This is a genomic window from Pseudooceanicola aestuarii (assembly GCF_010614805.1).
GTDB lineage: Bacteria > Pseudomonadota > Alphaproteobacteria > Rhodobacterales > Rhodobacteraceae > Pseudooceanicola > Pseudooceanicola aestuarii.
Genome location: NZ_JAAFZC010000001.1, coordinates 1,899,543 through 1,915,849, shown reverse-complemented (window position 1 = coordinate 1,915,849; position 16,307 = coordinate 1,899,543). Strand labels below are relative to the sequence as shown.

The window sequence follows — 16,307 nt, the reverse complement described above, 5'->3', positions numbered from 1 at the left end:
CCCTTGCCTCGTCTTGTCGTGTCTTGTCGCGTCGCGTCCGGTGTCGGACGCTGCGTTGCAGGCACCGCGTCATCGGCGCCCCGTATCATGGACGAGGCCGCGCCAGGGCGGCCCCGTCCGAACCCATGAGTTACGGGCAGCTCACGGGTTCATCCGGCACCAGATCGTTGGTGTAATAGGTCGTCACCGGCTTTTCCGACGGCATTTCCATCGCCGTGGTCATGACGGAAAACATCTCTTCCCAGGTCTCCGGTGGGGTGACGCCGATAGTGTCGCCCGTGCCGCCCGGACAGACGGAGGCAAAGCTGTAGACGGACGCCTGTTTCAGGGAGGCCTCCGAATTTTCCGTTTCGGGGAAGACCTTCAGCAGGTCGGCGATCGCGTCGTCGGGATCGTCCATGGCCTTCTGCCAGCCCTCGGCCGTCGCGGCGATGAAGCGGGCCAACACGTCGCCTTTTTCCGCGATCATGTCTTCGCGGGCGACCAGGCTCAGGCTCGCGATGGGGACGCCATTGTCGTAGAAATACATGTTGTCCGCGTCGATCCCCTGGGCGGCCAGAGGCACCACGATGTTCTCGGGCGTCTGCGATACCGCATCGACCTGGCCCGAGGTCAGCAGCCCCAGAAACGCGGATTCCGAGGCGCTGACGATTTCCACGTCGTCCTCGGAGATATCGTTGGCCTTCAGGAACACCGGGATCAGCGGCAGCATGGCCGAACCGGGGGAAACGGCCAGTTTCTTGCCCACCAGGTCGGCGGGCGCGGAAATCCCCGACTCCGCCAGGGACTGGATACCGAACTGGCCGGATTTCCAGATGGTGGAGATGATCTTGATCGGCGCGCCCTTGGCGGCGACGTTCAGCGTGGCGCCGGTATCGGCATAGCCCAGATCGACCTGGCCGGTGGCGACCAGCTGCGCCGCGACAGAGGAACCGCGCCCCTCGACCAGGGTGACCTCAAGGTCATGCTCGGCATAGATGCCGTCCTCCTGCGCGACGGCAAAGCCGAGATGCGCGGAATCCGCCGTCCAGTTCAGCTGAACGGTCAGTTTGTCTGCCGCCATGGCCCCCTGCGCCGCGACAAGCGCAGCCAACGAGATCGTGGATGCGGTGATGAAAGTCCCGAAATTTGTCATGTGTTTCCTCCCAGAATGCTGGTCTTGGTCAATTCGCGTTGGCAGCCCCTCAGAACCGTCGCCACGGCAACAGGATGCGTTCCAGCAACGACATCCCGAAACTCAGGATCACCCCGATCAGCGACCCGATGACGAGCACGGCAAAGATCAGCGGTGTGTTCTGGCTGTCCATCGCGCGCAGCACGAGGTAGCCCAGACCGTTTTGCGAATTCAGCCATTCGACCACGATCACCACGGTGACGGCGATCACGATGGTGATCTGCAATCCCGAGAAGATGCTGGGCGCGGCCGAAGGCAGTTCAAACAGGCGGAACGTCTGCCACCAGGAGGCGCCGACCGATCGGCTGAGGTAATATTGGCGCGGATCAATGGAGCGAAACCCTGTCACGCTGTCCACCAGTACCGGAAAGAAGGTGATCAGCGCCGTCAGCAGCACCTTGGGCAGGTCGGAGAAGCCGAACCAGACCAGCATCAGCGGGGCCAGTGTAACCTTGGGCAGGCCCTGGATGAAGATCACGATGGGATAGAGGATCTGCTCCGCCAATCGCGATTTGGCGATCAGGTAGGCCAGGATGACCCCGGGCACCGCCCCGGCGACAAAGCCGATCAGGATCAGCTTGGTCGTGATCATGCCGTGATAGGCCAGCCGGTCGGCCTCCTGCACGATGACGGCCAGGAAATCGGTGGGTGCGGGCAGGACAAAGATCGGCACATCCGACAGCCGGACGCCGACCTGCCACAGGATCAGCAAGCCGGCGAACCACAGGGCAGGTTCGGCCACGCGGCGAAGTCGGGACAGGCCGGTCATTTCTGGACTCTCACGTTGTTGCGGGCGATGGAGGCATAATCCGGCACGTCGCGCTGGCGCGCCCTGAGCGGCCAGATCTGGGCCAGTTCGGCGGCGGTGGCGTGCAACTCTGTAACCAGTTCGGGCCAACGGCTTTCGCGAATGCGCAGCAGCGGCCCGGCGATGGACACGGTGCCGGCGACCGGCGCATCCGGCTCTGGCCCGGTGCGGAACGGCACGGCCAGCGCGGCGGTGCCCGCTTCTGCCTCTTCCACCGAGGAGCCGAACCCCTGCTCCCGCGTTTGCCGCAGCAGGGCGCGCAGTTCATCCACGTTGCGGGCGCTGTTGGGGCCCAGTTCCCGGTTGGCCTTGAAGCCACGCGAATAGACAATCTTCAGCGCCTCTTCCTCGGACAGGGTGGCCAGCCAGGCCTTGCCGTTGGCGGTGGCATGCAGGACGATTTCCTGGCCCATGTCGGGGTCGTAGCGCAGGCCGGTCACGGCGCCCTGGGCGCGGGCGACCCAGACCAGGTCTTCACCCTCCAGGATGGCAAGCCGGCAATATTCCCGTGTCTCTCCCGCCAGACGGGTCAGCGCGGACTGCACCACGTCGGGCACGTTGCGCCCGTCGAGGTTGCGAAAGGCCAGCACCGACATGCGCAACGACAGGGCGTATTTCTGGCTATGCGCATCCTGCCGCACCCAGCCCTGGTCGGCCAGCGTGGTGACCAGCCGATGCGCGGCGCTGGCCGGGATCTCCAGCCGCGTGGCCAGCTCTGAAAGCTCCATCGCCTCGCGCTCTCCGGCGAGGATCTCCAACAGGTTCAGACAACGGGACACGGCAGTGACGGTCACGGGCGATTCTCCTCTTCCGGCCAGTTTATGGCACAACCTTCCAAATTGGAATGTATTTCTAATTTCACCAGGAGACGGATCGAATACGAGACCCGCGCACCGGGGATGGCCGTGACCCTCCCGCCCGCCACGCCGAAGCGCAAGGAAAAGTCGTGCCGCTGTTGCGCCCGCCGCCGACCTGCACGCCGGTCCCCTTCCGGCCCGCCACGGCTTCCGCCCGTGGCCGGACCTCCCCCGGTTCCTTGCCGGCACGCCTTCCTCTTGCCGGCACGCCCCGCCCAAACGCAAACAGCAGGCCCGGGGGCCTGCTGTCGTTTCCTGCCACGGGTCGGGCGCCGCTACCCCATGCGCAGCACGCAGCCGCCTGTCACCTCCCCGTTCCAGCGGGCGCGAAAGGCGTCGCGGAATTCGTCCATCACGTAAAGGTGCGAGATCTGCGGCCTGATCTTCCCCTCCCCCGCCCATTGCAGGATCCGGGCCAGCCGTTCGGGCCGGATGGAGGGATCTTTTGCCACCGCAATGGCAGAGGGGCAGCCCATGACGATCAGGCTTTTCATCTGGATGATGTTCGTCGGCAGGTGGTTGGCATTGGGCGCGCCACGCTGCCCCCTGCCCCGCGCGACATCGGGGGTGGAGGTCCAGCCCACGATCAGGAACCGGGCGTTGAAGGCGGTGCAGCGCAGGCTTTCCAACGAGATGTCCCCGCCCACGGCGTCATAGACCACATCCACCCCGCGCCCGCCGGTCAGGGCCTTCACGTCGTCGCGGAACCGGCGGACCTGTCCGGCCTTGTCCAACACGGTGACGACGTGGTGGGCGCCGACCTCCTCCACCTTCTTCAGCTTTTCCGCCGACCGGCCCGTGGCGATCACCGTGGCGCCCAGCATCCGCGCCATCTCGACCGCGGCCAGCCCGGTCAGGCCGGTGGCGCCGTTGATCAGGATCGTCTCCCCCGGTTGCAGGTTGGCCCGCGCCACAAGGCAGTGATAGGCGGTTTCGTAGGCCTGCAACAGCACCGCCGCCTGGTCGAAATCCAGATCGCCGGGGATCGGCAGCAGCAGGTCGGCGGATACCACCGCGTAGCTGGCCAGCCCCCCGGCGGCCTGGTAATCGCCATGCGATCGCGGCCCCACATGCATGGAATCCACCAGCATCCGATCCCCGACCGCGCAGCGGTCCGCCGCCACGTCGGGGCCCACGGCCCGCACCACACCGGCATATTCCATCCCCGGCACATAGGGCGGTTTCGGCATGTGCTGGTACTGGCCGCTGGTCATCAGCAGATCGACCCAGGACAGCGCCGCGCTGCGGATTTCCAGCAGCGCCTCGTTCGGGCCCAGATCTTCGGGCCGGGGCGCTGGCTGAACCCGCAGGTCGAGGCCCGTCTCGATCGCCTGGGCGGGATCGTCGGCGAATTCGGTGACGACGATCTGGCGACCATCGGGAAGGGTGGGGGCAAGAGTCATTGAGGGCCTTTCGGATCAATAGGATTTGGGCAGGTCCAGCGCCTTTTCGGCGACGTGGGACAGGATCAGCTCTTCGCTGACCGGCGCGATGAAATTCAGGACGCTTTCGCGGAAATAGCGTTCGACATGGTATTCGCGGGCAAAGCCCAGCCCGCCATGCACCCGCACCGCGCGAAAGGCCGCGTCATAGGCGACATGCCCGGCCAGGTAGCGCGCCGAATTCGCCTCCAACCCGCAGGGGGTACCAGCGTCGAACAGACTGGCGGCGTTGAAGGTGACCAGCTCGGCCGCGCGCAGGCGCATCCAGATATCGGCCAGTGGGTGCTGGATCGCCTGGTTCTTGCCGATGGGCCGGCCAAAGACCTCCCGCTCGCGGGCGTAGCCGGCGGCCTTGTCCAGCGCCGCCTCAGCCGCGCCCAGGGCACCGGCGGCAACCAGGATGCGTTCGGCATTCAGCCCGTGCAGCAACACGCGAAACCCCTGCCCCTCATCGCCGATACGGTCGTCCTCGGGCACCTCCAGGTCATCAATGAAGATGGCGTTCGAATCCACGGCCTTGCGGGCCATCTTGGCGATCTCCCGAACCTCGATCCGGTCCCGGTCGAGGGGGGTGTAGAACACCGTCAGCCCATCGGTGGGGCGCGCGGCCTCCTCTCGCGGGGTGGTGCGGGTGACCAGCAGGATGTGATCGGCGCTTTGCGCCGTGGAGGTCCAGATCTTGCGCCCGTTCACCACATAGCCGCCGCCCGCCACCGGACGGGCACGGGTGGTGATGGCGGTGGTGTCCAGCCCGGCATCGGGTTCGGTGACCCCGAAACATGCCCGGTGGTCGCCGGCGATCAACGGCGGCAGCATCCGTGCCTTCTGCGCATCGGTGCCGAAGCCGACCACCGGTTGCAGGCCGAAGATATTGATATGTACCGACGACACCGCCGCCGCGCCCAGGCGGCCGATCTCGCGCATCACCAGCGCGGCCTCGTAAAGGCCCAGCCCGGCACCGCCATAGGCCTCGGGCATGCAGGTGCCGAACCAGCCGCCTTCGGCGATGCGGCGGGCAAAGGCGTCGGGAAAGGCGCCATCGGTATCGCGATCCAGCCAGTAGCCGTCGTCGAATTCGGCGCAGATCCGGGCCACCGCGTCGCGGATGGCGCGCTGATCTTCGGTCAGGTGCAGGGTCATGTCAGCTGTCCTCCGGCCCGTCGGGGCGTTGCGGTGCGGTGGGGCGCCATTCCAGGGGATCGGCGCTGAGGATATCGCCGGTGCGGCGGTGGGCGACGAACAGGTCCGCCCGGATGAAGGCGCGGTGGGCCAGCACCTGCCGCCCCTCTCCCGTCACCAGCATCGAATCGATCCGGGCCAGCGGCGCGGCAAAGGACACGTCCAGCAGCCCGGAATGCTCGTGCGTGGCCAACGCGATGGTCACGGTCTGGTGCCCCTCCAGCCGGGTGACTCCGGTGTGATCACGGATCAGCTGGGCATAAAGACGCCGGGTGTCCTGATCCTCTGCCGGAAGCTGGTCGTAGATGGCGGCGGGAATGTAGAGATCCACCAGAGAATAGGGTTGGCCCTGCATCAGGTGCCGTTTGCGGATATGGACAAAGGGGCGCTCGCTGTCGGGCAACGGCTTGGCCAGGTCCTGGCAGCTGTCGGCCGGCCCGCGCGACAGGATGTCGATGGAGAACCGGGGATCAAGATCCAGCAGGTCGTAGGCCGGCTTTTCCTCCTGCGGGCGAGCGGGACGGGCGGCGGTGACAAAGGTGCCGCGCCCGCGCGCGCTGGACAGCAGCCCCTCGTCGCTGAGCAGCCGCACCGCTTGCTGCACCGTGGCCCGCGCCACGCCGTATTGCGCCTGCAATTCCGGCAGGGTGCCGATCTGTGTGCCCACCGGCCAGGCGCCGATGGCGATCTGGTCGCGAAACAGGCTGGCCAGCTTCAGGTACAGCGGAATCCCGTCGCCCGGTTTCAGCCGACCCTTGGCCCCGCCCTCTCGCGGATCGTCTGGTGTGTCTGACATCGCGACTGCCCTTTCCTGTCATGCCCCGGATCGGCGCGCCGCGATCCGCTGTTGAAGAGGCCCTGCGGACAGGTCCCGGAACCTGCCCGCCCGAATTGCGTGGGGCGGCCTGAAGGGTGTCGCCCGCTCCCGAAGGTCCGGCGCCCCCTCGGCGCGGCCCCGTCCCGCACGTCCCCCCCCGCGGCCCCGGCGCGGGTCACGCACCGCCGAGGATACCCGCCGCGCGCAGCGCCGCGATCCGTGTGGGGGACAAGCCGAATTCCTCCAGAACCTCGGGGCCATGGGCACCCAGGTCGGGGGGGTAGCGGTCCGGCCCCTCGTCCACATCGCGGGCGCCGAAGGGCGCGCGGACATGCCGCATCGGTCCCTGGGTGGGGTGTTCGTAATCCTCGAACAGACCCACCGCCTGAAGGTGGGGATCGTTCTCCAACTCCTCAATGCTCAGCACGGGGGCGTGGGGGATGTCCAACTCGTCCAGGATCCGCCCCCATTCGGCGGTGGACTTCTGCGGCAGGATTTCCGTCGTCGTGATCTCGTAAAGCTGGCCGATGCCCTGCGCCATGGCACGCGCGTCGCGCATCAGCGGGCCATCCAGGATGTCCTGCCGCCCGACATGCGCCAGGAACCGCTGCCATTGCGGGTACTTGTAGACGCCGTGCACGATGTAGCCATCCGCCGTCGGGCTGGGATGGCGGTAGGGGCTCGTCACGCGGGCATAGCCCAGGCCACCCTCCGGCGGGCGGAAGGCATGGCCGTTCAGGTGCTGGTTCAGCACCACGCCGACCATGGCCTCGAACATCGGGGTTTCCAGATAGCAGCCCTCGCCGGTGGCGCGCTGGCGGTGCAATCCGGCCAACATTGCCTGGCCGACCATCAGTCCCACGACCTTGTCCGCGATGGCCACAGGCACGAAGGTCGGCTTGCCGGTCATGCGCCCGTTGACATCCGCCAGCCCGGACCGCGCCTGGATCACGTCGTCGAAGGCGGGGTAATCGGCATAGGGCCCGTCCCGGCCAAATCCGATGGCGGCGCAATAGACCAGTCTGGGGTTCAGCGCCTTCACCGCGTCGTAGCCAAAGCCCAGACGTTCGATCGCGGGCGGGCGCATGTTGTGGACCAGAATATCGGCGCTGGCGATCATTTCGCGCAGGACTTGGCGGCCGTCCTCCGACTTCAGGTCCAGCGCGACAGAGCGCTTGTTGCGGTTCACCCCCATCCATTGCGCCGACATGCCGTCACTCCGGCCCAGCCCGACCCCGCGATAGAGATCCCCGCCCAGCGGTTCGACCTTGATCACGTCGGCGCCCATGTCACCCAGGAACTGGGTGGCGTAGGGGGCCATCAGGATGTGGCCCAGTTCCAGCACGCGGACATTGTCCAGCAGCTTCAGCATTTTGGTTCCTCTTCTTCACGGTCGGGGTCTTGGAGGGGGACGGCATCACCGGGCCAGGGCTGCGCCCGGCGGCGGGCCGTGTCGGCGCCCAGGTCTGGCGCGGCGGCGCGGATCGCGGGGCGCTGCCCGTCAAAGGAGACGGGAAAGCCGGTCATGGGCACCACCAGCCCCGGCACCGGCTGCAACATCTGCAACGCCTGCACCTGCGGATCCGCGACCACCTGCGGGATCGTCTGCACCGGCGCATTGGGCACCCCGGCGGCATCCAGCCGGGCGCGGGCCTCGGCCATCGGCATGTCGCGGAAACAGCCGGCGACCAGGCCCACGATCTCCTCCCGGTGGCGGCGGCGGGCGTCATTATGGGCAAAGCGTGGATCGTCCAGCCATTCGGCATGGTCCAGGGCGCGGGCCAGCGCGGCGAACAGCCGGTCATTGCCGGGCGCCACCACCAGCGGGCCATCGGCAGTGTCGAAGGCCTGGTAGGGCACGATCATGGGGTGGCCGGACCCGTGGCGCAAAGGCATCTGGCCGCTGGCCTGCCAGGCCAGGGTATGGCTGCCGGCCCAGACCAGCGCGGTTTCCAACAGCGAGGTATTGACCACGCAGCCCCGACCCGTCGCGGCGCGCCGGATCAGCGCGGCCAGCGCCCCGATCACCGTCCACATCCCCGTGCCCAGATCGACGATGGAGGCCCCCATGCGCGCCGGTGGCCCGTCGGGATGGCCATTGACGCTGACCAGACCGGCAAAGGCCTGCATCAGCGGCTCGTAGCCCGGCTTCTCCCGCATCGGTCCCAGATGGCCAAAGGCGCCCATGTCGCAATAGATCAGGCGCGGGTGGCGGGCCGTCAGGACCGCACTGCCAAGGTCCAGCGCAGCCATGGCGCCGGGGCGCATGTTATGCACGAAGATGTCGGCCCGCGTCAGCATCCCGTCCAGAACGGCGCGGTCCGCCTCATCGCGCAGGTCCAGCACGACGGAGGCCTTGTTACGGTTCATCAGATGAAAAACCGCCGCTGCGCGGGGCGTGATCGGTGGCCCCCAGCCCCGCGCATCATCGCCGCCGGGCTTCTCGATCTTGATCACATCGGCGCCCAGATCGGCCAGAATCTCCCCCGCGAAGGGACCGGCCAGGTTCTGCCCGATCTCCACCACGCGCAGCTCGTCCAGCATTCCCGCCGGAGCCTCTGCCGCCATGTTCCATGCCTGCGTCATCTCAGAACCCCGCCATTGCGGGCAGCCACAGCGACAACCCCGGCACCGCGATCAGAATTCCGAGGATCAGGAATTCGGTCAGGACAAAGGGCCAGATGCCCTTGAAGATGTCCCGCGCGGGCACCCTTGTGGTCGAGGAGACGATGAACACGTTCAACCCCATCGGCGGCGTGATCAGCCCGATCTCGGCCGTCTTGACGAAGATGATGCCCAGCCATACCGGATCGAAGCCCAATCCGAACAGCAGCGGAAAGACCAGCGGCATGGTCAGCACCAGAATGGCGATCTGGTCCAGGAAGAACCCCAGCACGAACAGCAGCAGCAGCACCGCGCCCAGCACCAGATACCGGTTCGCGCCCGAAGCCTCGATCAGCATCAGCAGAGCCTGCGTTACCCCGGTCAGCGTGATGAAGGCGCCGAAAACAGCCGCGCAGGCGATGATCGACAGGATCATGGCGCTGTTGCGCGTGGCATTGGCCAGCGCGGTCAGGATGCCGCGCGGTCCCGTGCGCCCCATGACCACCGCCAGCAGAAGCGCCAGCAACGCCCCGACGGCGCCGATCTCGGTCGGCGTAATGACCCCGGAATAGATCGAGATGATGATGATCAGCATCAGCCCCAACACCGGCCAGACGGCGCGGATGCTCTCCAGCCGGTCGGCGCGGGACGCGCGGGTTGCGGATTGCGGCGCGATTTCCGGCCGGCGCCGGATCTGAAGGTTGATTGACAATGCGTATCCCACCGCCGTCAGCGCACCGGGCACGAAGCCCGCGACCAGCAGCTTGCCGACGGAGGTTTCGGTTATGATCCCATAGAACACCAACCCGATGCTGGGCGGCACCATGATCGCCAGCGTGCCCACCACCGCCAGCACGGAGGTGGAGAATTTGGTGTCATAGCCGAACCGCTTCATCTCGGGGTAGGCCGCCGCCGACAGCGTGCCTGCCGCGCCCGAGGACGAGCCGGAGATCGCCGCCAGCAGAACCCCGCCCGCAATGGCCGAATAGGCGATGCCCCCGCGCAGGTGGCCCAGCCACTTGTCCGAGGCCGCGAACAGGTCGCGGGTGAACCGCCCTGCGGTCAGGAATTCCGCCATCAGGATGAACATCGGCAGCGTCGTCAGCGTATAGCTGGCGACATGCTCGTAGGGTCCGGTTTTCAGGATACCGACCAACGGGTAATACCCCCCCGTCAGGTACAGGCCCGCGGCCCCAGCGATCAGCATGGCAAAGGCGACAGGCGCGCCGTTCAGAAGCAGCGCGAACAGAAAGGCGACAGAGCCTGTGACAACACCGGTCATTCCGGCACCTCCTCGTGGCTTTGGGATGACCCGGTGGGAAAGACGACTTCGTAAGCCAGGCGCAGCGCCATCACGCCGCAGCCGACCGGCACCCAGACATAGGACCAGTAGACCGGGAACTGGATCACGCCAAAGGTCGTGTCGCGGCTGGCGAATTTCTCGAACGCCTCCAGCCCGGCATGCCAGGCGATAAAGCCGAAAACGGCGGCGCCCAGCACGGTGTTGATCCGTTCCGACAGATGCCAGGGGATGCGCGCCAGATGGGCGGTCAGCACGTCCAGACGGACCAGCCCGCCCCGTGCATAGGCGGCAGGCATGCCCAGAAATGTCACGATCACCATCAGATACAGGGACGTGAATTCAAAGCTGCCCTGCAACGGTTGGTTGAAGAGATATCGCCCCAGGGCATCGGCGCTGATCGACAGCATCATAACCATGAGAGAGGCCTGCGCGATGCGCATGAAGACCAGATCAAAGATCCCGAGAACGCGGCTCATGTGTTCATTCTTTCCTGCGGTTTGCGGGGTGGCACCGGGCGGGCCGTCTATAGACTGCCGAACGGGCGCCGTGACCCTGCGGTCACGTACGGTAGCGAACCGGCAAGCCGGGATAAGGCCCCGGCCTGCCGGTCCACCGGATCATTCGGCCAGACGGGCCTGATAGGCGTCAAGCATCTCCTGCGCGGGCAGGCCCCGGCCACTGACCTGTTCAACCCATGTATCGCGCACGGCCCCCAGCATGTCGTTCATCTGCGCCTGGGTTTCGGCCGGCAGGTCAAAGACGGTGACACCGGATTCCGCCAGCTTGTCGAAGGCCTTGGTATTGCCGGCGTCGAAGGCCTCGGTGAAGGACAGGCGCACATCGGCGGCGACCTCTTCGATGGTGTTGCGCTGTTCTTCCGTCAGGCCCTGCCAGACGTCTTCGTTGACCAGCAGCGCAAAGGCCACGGCACCGAGGGACGCGTTGGTGGACACCGCCGACAGCACTTCCTCGATCTTGTAGCCAAAGACGGAGGCGGGGTTGTAGACCGCGCCATTCACCGTGCCACGTTGCAGCCCAAGATAGAGATCAGAGGCGGGAACCTTCACCGGGACGGCGCCCAGCGACTTGGCGATCAGCTCACCGGTGGCGCCCGCAACGCGCAGTTTCACGCCTTCGAGTTCGCTGATTTCCGAGATCCCCTCCCCCTTGGCCATCATCAGCTGGTAGGGCGGCGTCACCGTCCCCCACAGCGGACGCACGCCCAGCGGCAGGTATTCACGTTCCAGCAGATCGTTCTGGATATAGGCCTCGAACGCCTTGGACGCGGCGATCGAATCCTCGAACAGGCCGGGCAGTTCGGCGGCACTGGTCAGGGGCAGCTTGTCCGTGTTGTAGACAACGCCGACCAGCGCGATATCGGTCACCCGGTTGCGCACCGCGTCCAGAAGGCCGGAGGCCTTGGCCAGTTGTTCCGCCGGGAAGTGGCGGATCTGGATCGCGCCGTCGCTGCGGGCCTCCAGTTCCGCGATCAATGCCTGCGCGCCGACGCGCGACCCGATATGGGTCAGCGGGAATTGATCGGCCAGTTTCAGGGTGACGCTGTCCTGCGCGGCGGCGATGGTTGCCATCGCGGACAGCGATACGGTCAGTGCACCGGCCAGGGCCGTGGACTTCAATGTGGTCAGGAATGTCATTCGAGTATCCTCCTCGTTACGAATGAACGGACGTCAGGTTCGGGGGCCCGCCTCCGGGCTGCGGGCCAGAAACCGGCGCCGTGCCTCTGCGTGATGCGGGGTCGTGAAACACAGGGCCTGGGCGGCGGTTTCGGCCTCCAGAACCTGGCGCAGGTCCAATGTCGGGGATTGATCCAGAAGCGCCTTGCTCAGCCCCAGTGCGGTGGGGGAATGGCGGGCGAACCCGCTGGCCATCCGGCGGGCGACAGCCTCCAGTTCGGGGGCGGGGTGCAGCGCATCGACCAGCCCCAGCGTCTGCGCCTCCGTCGCCTCCACCGCGCGGGCGGAGAAGATCATCTCCTTCGCTCGGGCGATGCCGACGCGCCGGGGCAGCGACAGGTGCAGCCCGAAATCCGGGACCAGCCCCAGCCGCCCGAAGGAGGCGCAGAACTCCGCGTCGGGCGCGGCCAGCACCAGGTCGGCGGCCAGCGCCAGGCCCAGACCGGCGCCATAGGCCGGGCCGGATACGGCGGCGATCACCGGGATATCCAGAGTGGAGATCGCCAGCGCCACCTCCCCTGTCTGGCGCATCCTGCGGCGTGCGGCCTCTCCCGCCAGGGCGTCGGGAGCGGCATCGCCGCCGCCGTCAACACCGGCACCGGCACCGAGTTGCGCCATGTCACGGATATCTCCGCCGGCGCAGAAACTGCCGCCGCTGCCCGCCAGGATCAGAACCCGCACCGCGGGATCGCGCGCCACGCGGGTGATCAATCGCTGCATCAGGGGGCGCATTTCCAGATTGATCGCGTTCTTCTGAGCAGGCCGGTTCAGGCGCAGCGTGGCAACGCCGTCCTGAGCGACCTCCAAAAGGACCGGATCAGCCATCGGTCCGACCTGCCCCGCCAGTGGCCAGGGGCGTGACCCCGGCCAGCGGACCAGCCGGTGCCAGCCAATCGGCAGGCACCCGCACCGGCATGTCCAGCAACACCTGCGCATAGGTCTTGGCCTGCGGGTCATAGCGCAGCGACGCACTGCCGCCGCCACCCAGAACCCGTGTCAGCAGGAAATTCACCGCGCTGAACCCCGGCATCACGAACCGGGTCACGTCACCGCGCAGATAATGGGCGAACCACTGCGCCACGGCTTCTTCCGTCACCTCGCCCAGCAGGCGGGGCAACAGGGCGGGATCGCGGGCAATCAGGCCGATATTGGCATCGTTACCCTTGTCGCCGCTGCGGCCCACGGCGATGGCGCGCAGGGGCACATGCGGGTCGCCGGGTTGGCCCGGATCTGCCTGCGGAGCGGCGGGGCCGGCCAGCTGCGTACCGCCGCCGGGTGCGGGGATCCCGACGGCGGTCACGCCACCCTCCTGGTGCAAATGCACCGGAGTGTCCGATTTTGGCCACAGGAACGAATGCACCCGCAGCACCGGCGCAGGCCGGGGGCGGCCGCCGAACGCGCCGGTCAGCCCCTGCGCGGTCGAGACGCCGGGGGCGACGAATTCATGGGCAAAGACCTCAAGCGCGCGAGCATCGGCGTGGCGCAGGCCGATCTTCACGATCACCTCCCGCGCCGCATCGCGCCGCGCGGCGGGGCCATAGCTGTCATCGGCGCCGATCACCTCCACCGAGGTTTCGGTATAGGGGGCAAAGCCGCGAGCGGACATCAGCCGCTCCGTCCGTTCGATCAGCGCCTCCGCCATGCGGCGCCCGCGCGCGGCGGCCGCGCCCCCGGCGAGCATGTAGGTCGAAATCAGGCGGAACCCGTCATGCCACGTGCCGCAGACCTTGTAGTTGCGGCCCGGCGCATAACCGCGCGCGCCGCTGACCCGCACCCGGTCCGGGCCAACCTGCTCCAGCCGTACATCGCGGAAATCGCAGGTCACATCCGGAAGGCGATAGGCGGCGGGGTCGCCGATCTCGTAGACGATCTGTTCGGCGACCGCAGCCGGGGTGATCCGCCCGCCCTTTCCCGCCGGCATGCCGACGGTGAAACTGCCATCCTCGACGCAATCGATGATGGGAAAACCCATGTCGGCCCAGCCGTCCTGCACGTCTTCCCAATCGGTGATCAGCCCGCCGGTCGCCTGCGCGCCGCATTCGATCACATGGCCGGCCAGGCTGCCTTGCGCCAGCCGGTCCCAATCGTCCATCGCCCAGCCGAATTCATGCACCAGCGGGCCCAGCACCATGGCGCTGTCCACCACGCGACCGGTGATCACCACATCCGCGCCCTCATCCAGCGCCCGCGCGATCGCCCCGGCGCCGAGATAGGCGTTCAGGCTGCGAAAGGCTTCGGGCATGGAGGCGCCGGTGAACATTTCCGGCAGGCCGCTGGCCCGGATCTCCTCCTGCTGGGCCAGCAGGTCATCGCCAGTGACCACGGCAACGCGGAACGTCAGCCCGGCCTCTGCCGCCATCGCCTGAAACGCATCGCGACAGGCCAGCGGATTCATCCCGCCGCTGTTGGTGATCAGCCTGGTTCCCGCCGCGTGGATCTGCCCCAGCACCGGCCGGACCGAGGTCAGCCAATCGGGGATGAACCCGGCGTCGTCGGATTTGGCGCGCATCCGCGCCAGAATGGCCATCGTCACCTCGGCCAGATAATCGCCGACGATGTAATCAAGGCCCCCGGCCTCCACCAGCTGGGCCATGCCCAGCGTCGTGTCGCCCCATGCGGCCGAAGCGCCGCCGATGCGGATTGTCTTGTCCATGATCTGCTCCTCCTCCCCGATTACGTGCGGGAATCGCCGGCCCAGGCGGGTTTGCGTTTCTCCAGGAAGGAGGCGACGCCCTCGCGCCCCTCGGCGCCCAGCAGCGCACGGGCAAAGCGATCCCCGGCAAAGCGCATCATCTCCGCCCCCTGCAATTGCCTGGCGGCCAGCAGGATTTCCTTGGTCGCGGCATTGGCGCCGGGGGCACAGCGCAGCACACCGCGCCTGATCTCGGCCTCCTGCGCTTCCAGCGCCTCTGTATCGGCGACGGCAGCATTGGCGATGCCGATCCGCGCCGCCTCCGCTCCGTCGAACCGTGCGCCGGTCAGCATGATGCGCCGGGCCTCCGTCAGGCCGATGCGACCCACGATATATGGGGCGATCTGCGCCGGCGGGATGCCGATCATGGTTTCGGTCAGGGCGAATTGCGCGTCCTGGGTCACCACCACCAGATCGGCGGCACAGGTCAGGCCCAGCCCGCCGGCCATCGACGCGCCTTCGACCAGCACCACGACGACCTGCGGCATGCTATGCACCATTTCGAACAGGGTGCCGCCCGCGACATTGAAATCAGAAACCTCCGCTTCGGTCTTTTCTCCCGAAGCATAGGTGCGAAACGCCTTGAGATCGCCACCGGCGCAGAAGACACCGCCCTTCCCGCGCAAGGTGATGCCGCGCAAGCTGGCATCCGCCCGCGCCGTTTCCAGGGCCTGCCGCAGGGCGGCGACCAGATCTTCGGACAGGGCGTTTCGGCTGGCGGGACGGTTCAGCCAGAGGGTCAGCCAATCCCCGTCCCGTTGCGAGATGACGGCGGCGTCTTCGGTCATGCATCCTCCATACTACCTAAAGACCGTTCTTTTAACCTTATCTTTAGAGAGCCAATATCGACGTGCCAAGAGAAGAAATGAGGCGCAGAAAAAAACGGCAACTATCCAATTGAATATTATATATGTTTTGTCGATTCTGACAGGCACGAGGCCCTATGCTCGCTGCCTCGCGGCTTGCGGCCTCTCACGAAAATGTTGACAAACAATCGCTTCAATCACACGATTTAAACATGCGTTCGAATCTCGCCGAATCCCCCCGCCCCGATACCCGCGACGCCATCCGTGACGCCGCGGAGGAGCTGTTTGCCGAAAATGGCATCAGCGGCGTCAGCACCCGCGCCATCGCGCAACGGGCCGGCGCCAACCTGGCGGCGGTGAATTACCATTTCGGTAACAAGGAAAAGCTGACGCTGGAGATCTTTCGCGACGTGGCTCACCGGACCGCGACGCAGCGCCTGGCCAGCCTTGACCGGCTGGAGGCGCAGGCCCGGACAGAAGGGCGCACCCCGCGCATAGTCGACCTGGTGGAATCCTTCGTCGCCGCCTACACGGACGAGGACGACCCCAGAACCGGCCGTCTTCTGGCGCATTTCGTGGTCAAACACCGATACAGCCCCAACGAATGGACCAACGCCATCGTCCATGAGGAGCTGGATGCACTGGCTCTGCGCTTCATTGGTGCGATCCAGATCGCCGCGCCGCACCTGACAAAGGCCGAAGCGCACTGGCGCTATCACCTGATGGTCGGCACCTTGCAGATGATGCTGACCGACGAAGGGCCCTCGGGCCGGATCGCCCGCCTGTCTGACGGCGATTGCGACACCACGGACCGGAGGGAGATGCGGGCCCAGATCATCGCCTTTCTGACCGCCGCGCTGGCGGATACCGGGGCAGATGCGAGGGCAGATGCGGACGGCACCGCCGGGAGGGCCGCCACCACCTGATTACT

Annotated in this window: 15 protein-coding genes; 1 reads left to right on the top strand and 14 read right to left on the bottom strand. The window is 66.7% G+C overall.

The window, feature by feature from the left end; genetic code table 11:
- Nucleotides 1–130: 130 nt before the first annotated feature.
- From G5A46_RS09130 to G5A46_RS09065, 14 genes are all read right to left on the bottom strand, one after another.
- Complete coding sequence (locus tag G5A46_RS09130; RefSeq protein ID WP_204318718.1) at nucleotides 131–1,135, bottom strand: ABC transporter substrate-binding protein; 1,005 nt, start codon at nucleotides 1,133–1,135, stop codon at nucleotides 131–133.
- Nucleotides 1,136–1,184: 49 nt separating this feature from the next.
- Nucleotides 1,185–1,943, bottom strand: a complete 759-nt coding sequence (locus G5A46_RS09125) for an ABC transporter permease (protein ID WP_163849102.1) — start codon at nucleotides 1,941–1,943, stop codon at nucleotides 1,185–1,187.
- The gene (locus G5A46_RS09120; RefSeq protein ID WP_163849101.1) at nucleotides 1,940–2,776 is read right to left on the bottom strand and encodes an IclR family transcriptional regulator; all 837 of its coding nucleotides are present in this window, start codon (nucleotides 2,774–2,776) and stop codon (nucleotides 1,940–1,942) included. Before G5A46_RS09120 ends, G5A46_RS09125 begins: the two co-directional genes overlap by 4 nt.
- Before the next feature lie 338 nt (nucleotides 2,777–3,114).
- On the bottom strand, nucleotides 3,115–4,242 hold the full coding sequence (locus G5A46_RS09115; protein ID WP_163849100.1) for an NADPH:quinone oxidoreductase family protein: 1,128 nt from the start codon (nucleotides 4,240–4,242) through the stop codon (nucleotides 3,115–3,117).
- A gap of 15 nt (nucleotides 4,243–4,257) precedes the next feature.
- The gene (locus tag G5A46_RS09110) at nucleotides 4,258–5,421 is read right to left on the bottom strand and encodes an acyl-CoA dehydrogenase family protein (protein WP_163849099.1); all 1,164 of its coding nucleotides are present in this window, start codon (nucleotides 5,419–5,421) and stop codon (nucleotides 4,258–4,260) included.
- A gap of 1 nt (nucleotide 5,422) precedes the next feature.
- Nucleotides 5,423–6,256, bottom strand: coding sequence for a GntR family transcriptional regulator (locus G5A46_RS09105; protein WP_163849098.1), 834 nt, complete (start codon nucleotides 6,254–6,256; stop codon nucleotides 5,423–5,425).
- A gap of 196 nt (nucleotides 6,257–6,452) precedes the next feature.
- A complete protein-coding gene (locus G5A46_RS09100) occupies nucleotides 6,453–7,649 on the bottom strand; it encodes a CaiB/BaiF CoA transferase family protein (RefSeq protein ID WP_163849097.1) in 1,197 nt (398 codons plus the stop codon).
- Complete coding sequence (locus tag G5A46_RS09095; RefSeq protein ID WP_204318717.1) at nucleotides 7,643–8,863, bottom strand: CaiB/BaiF CoA transferase family protein; 1,221 nt, start codon at nucleotides 8,861–8,863, stop codon at nucleotides 7,643–7,645. The genes G5A46_RS09100 and G5A46_RS09095 overlap by 7 nt, the downstream gene beginning before the upstream one ends.
- Nucleotide 8,864: 1 nt before the next feature.
- Entirely contained in the window at nucleotides 8,865–10,163 is a 1,299-nt protein-coding gene (locus G5A46_RS09090; RefSeq protein WP_163849096.1) for a TRAP transporter large permease, read from the bottom strand.
- Entirely contained in the window at nucleotides 10,160–10,660 is a 501-nt protein-coding gene (locus G5A46_RS09085; protein WP_163849095.1) for a TRAP transporter small permease, read from the bottom strand. Before G5A46_RS09085 ends, G5A46_RS09090 begins: the two co-directional genes overlap by 4 nt.
- Nucleotides 10,661–10,801: 141 nt before the next feature.
- A complete protein-coding gene (locus tag G5A46_RS09080) occupies nucleotides 10,802–11,839 on the bottom strand; it encodes a TRAP transporter substrate-binding protein (RefSeq protein ID WP_163849094.1) in 1,038 nt (345 codons plus the stop codon).
- Between the two features lie 33 nt (nucleotides 11,840–11,872).
- A complete protein-coding gene (locus G5A46_RS09075) occupies nucleotides 11,873–12,703 on the bottom strand; it encodes an enoyl-CoA hydratase/isomerase family protein (protein ID WP_163849093.1) in 831 nt (276 codons plus the stop codon).
- A complete protein-coding gene (locus tag G5A46_RS09070) occupies nucleotides 12,696–14,531 on the bottom strand; it encodes an acyclic terpene utilization AtuA family protein (RefSeq protein ID WP_239520706.1) in 1,836 nt (611 codons plus the stop codon). Before G5A46_RS09070 ends, G5A46_RS09075 begins: the two co-directional genes overlap by 8 nt.
- Nucleotides 14,532–14,551: 20 nt before the next feature.
- The gene (locus tag G5A46_RS09065; protein WP_163849092.1) at nucleotides 14,552–15,358 is read right to left on the bottom strand and encodes an enoyl-CoA hydratase/isomerase family protein; all 807 of its coding nucleotides are present in this window, start codon (nucleotides 15,356–15,358) and stop codon (nucleotides 14,552–14,554) included.
- A gap of 230 nt (nucleotides 15,359–15,588) precedes the next feature.
- On the opposite strand from G5A46_RS09065, the gene G5A46_RS09060 reads away from it, so the two are divergent.
- Complete coding sequence (locus G5A46_RS09060) at nucleotides 15,589–16,302, top strand: TetR/AcrR family transcriptional regulator (RefSeq protein WP_163849091.1); 714 nt, start codon at nucleotides 15,589–15,591, stop codon at nucleotides 16,300–16,302.
- The last annotated feature ends 5 nt before the right edge of the window (nucleotides 16,303–16,307 follow it).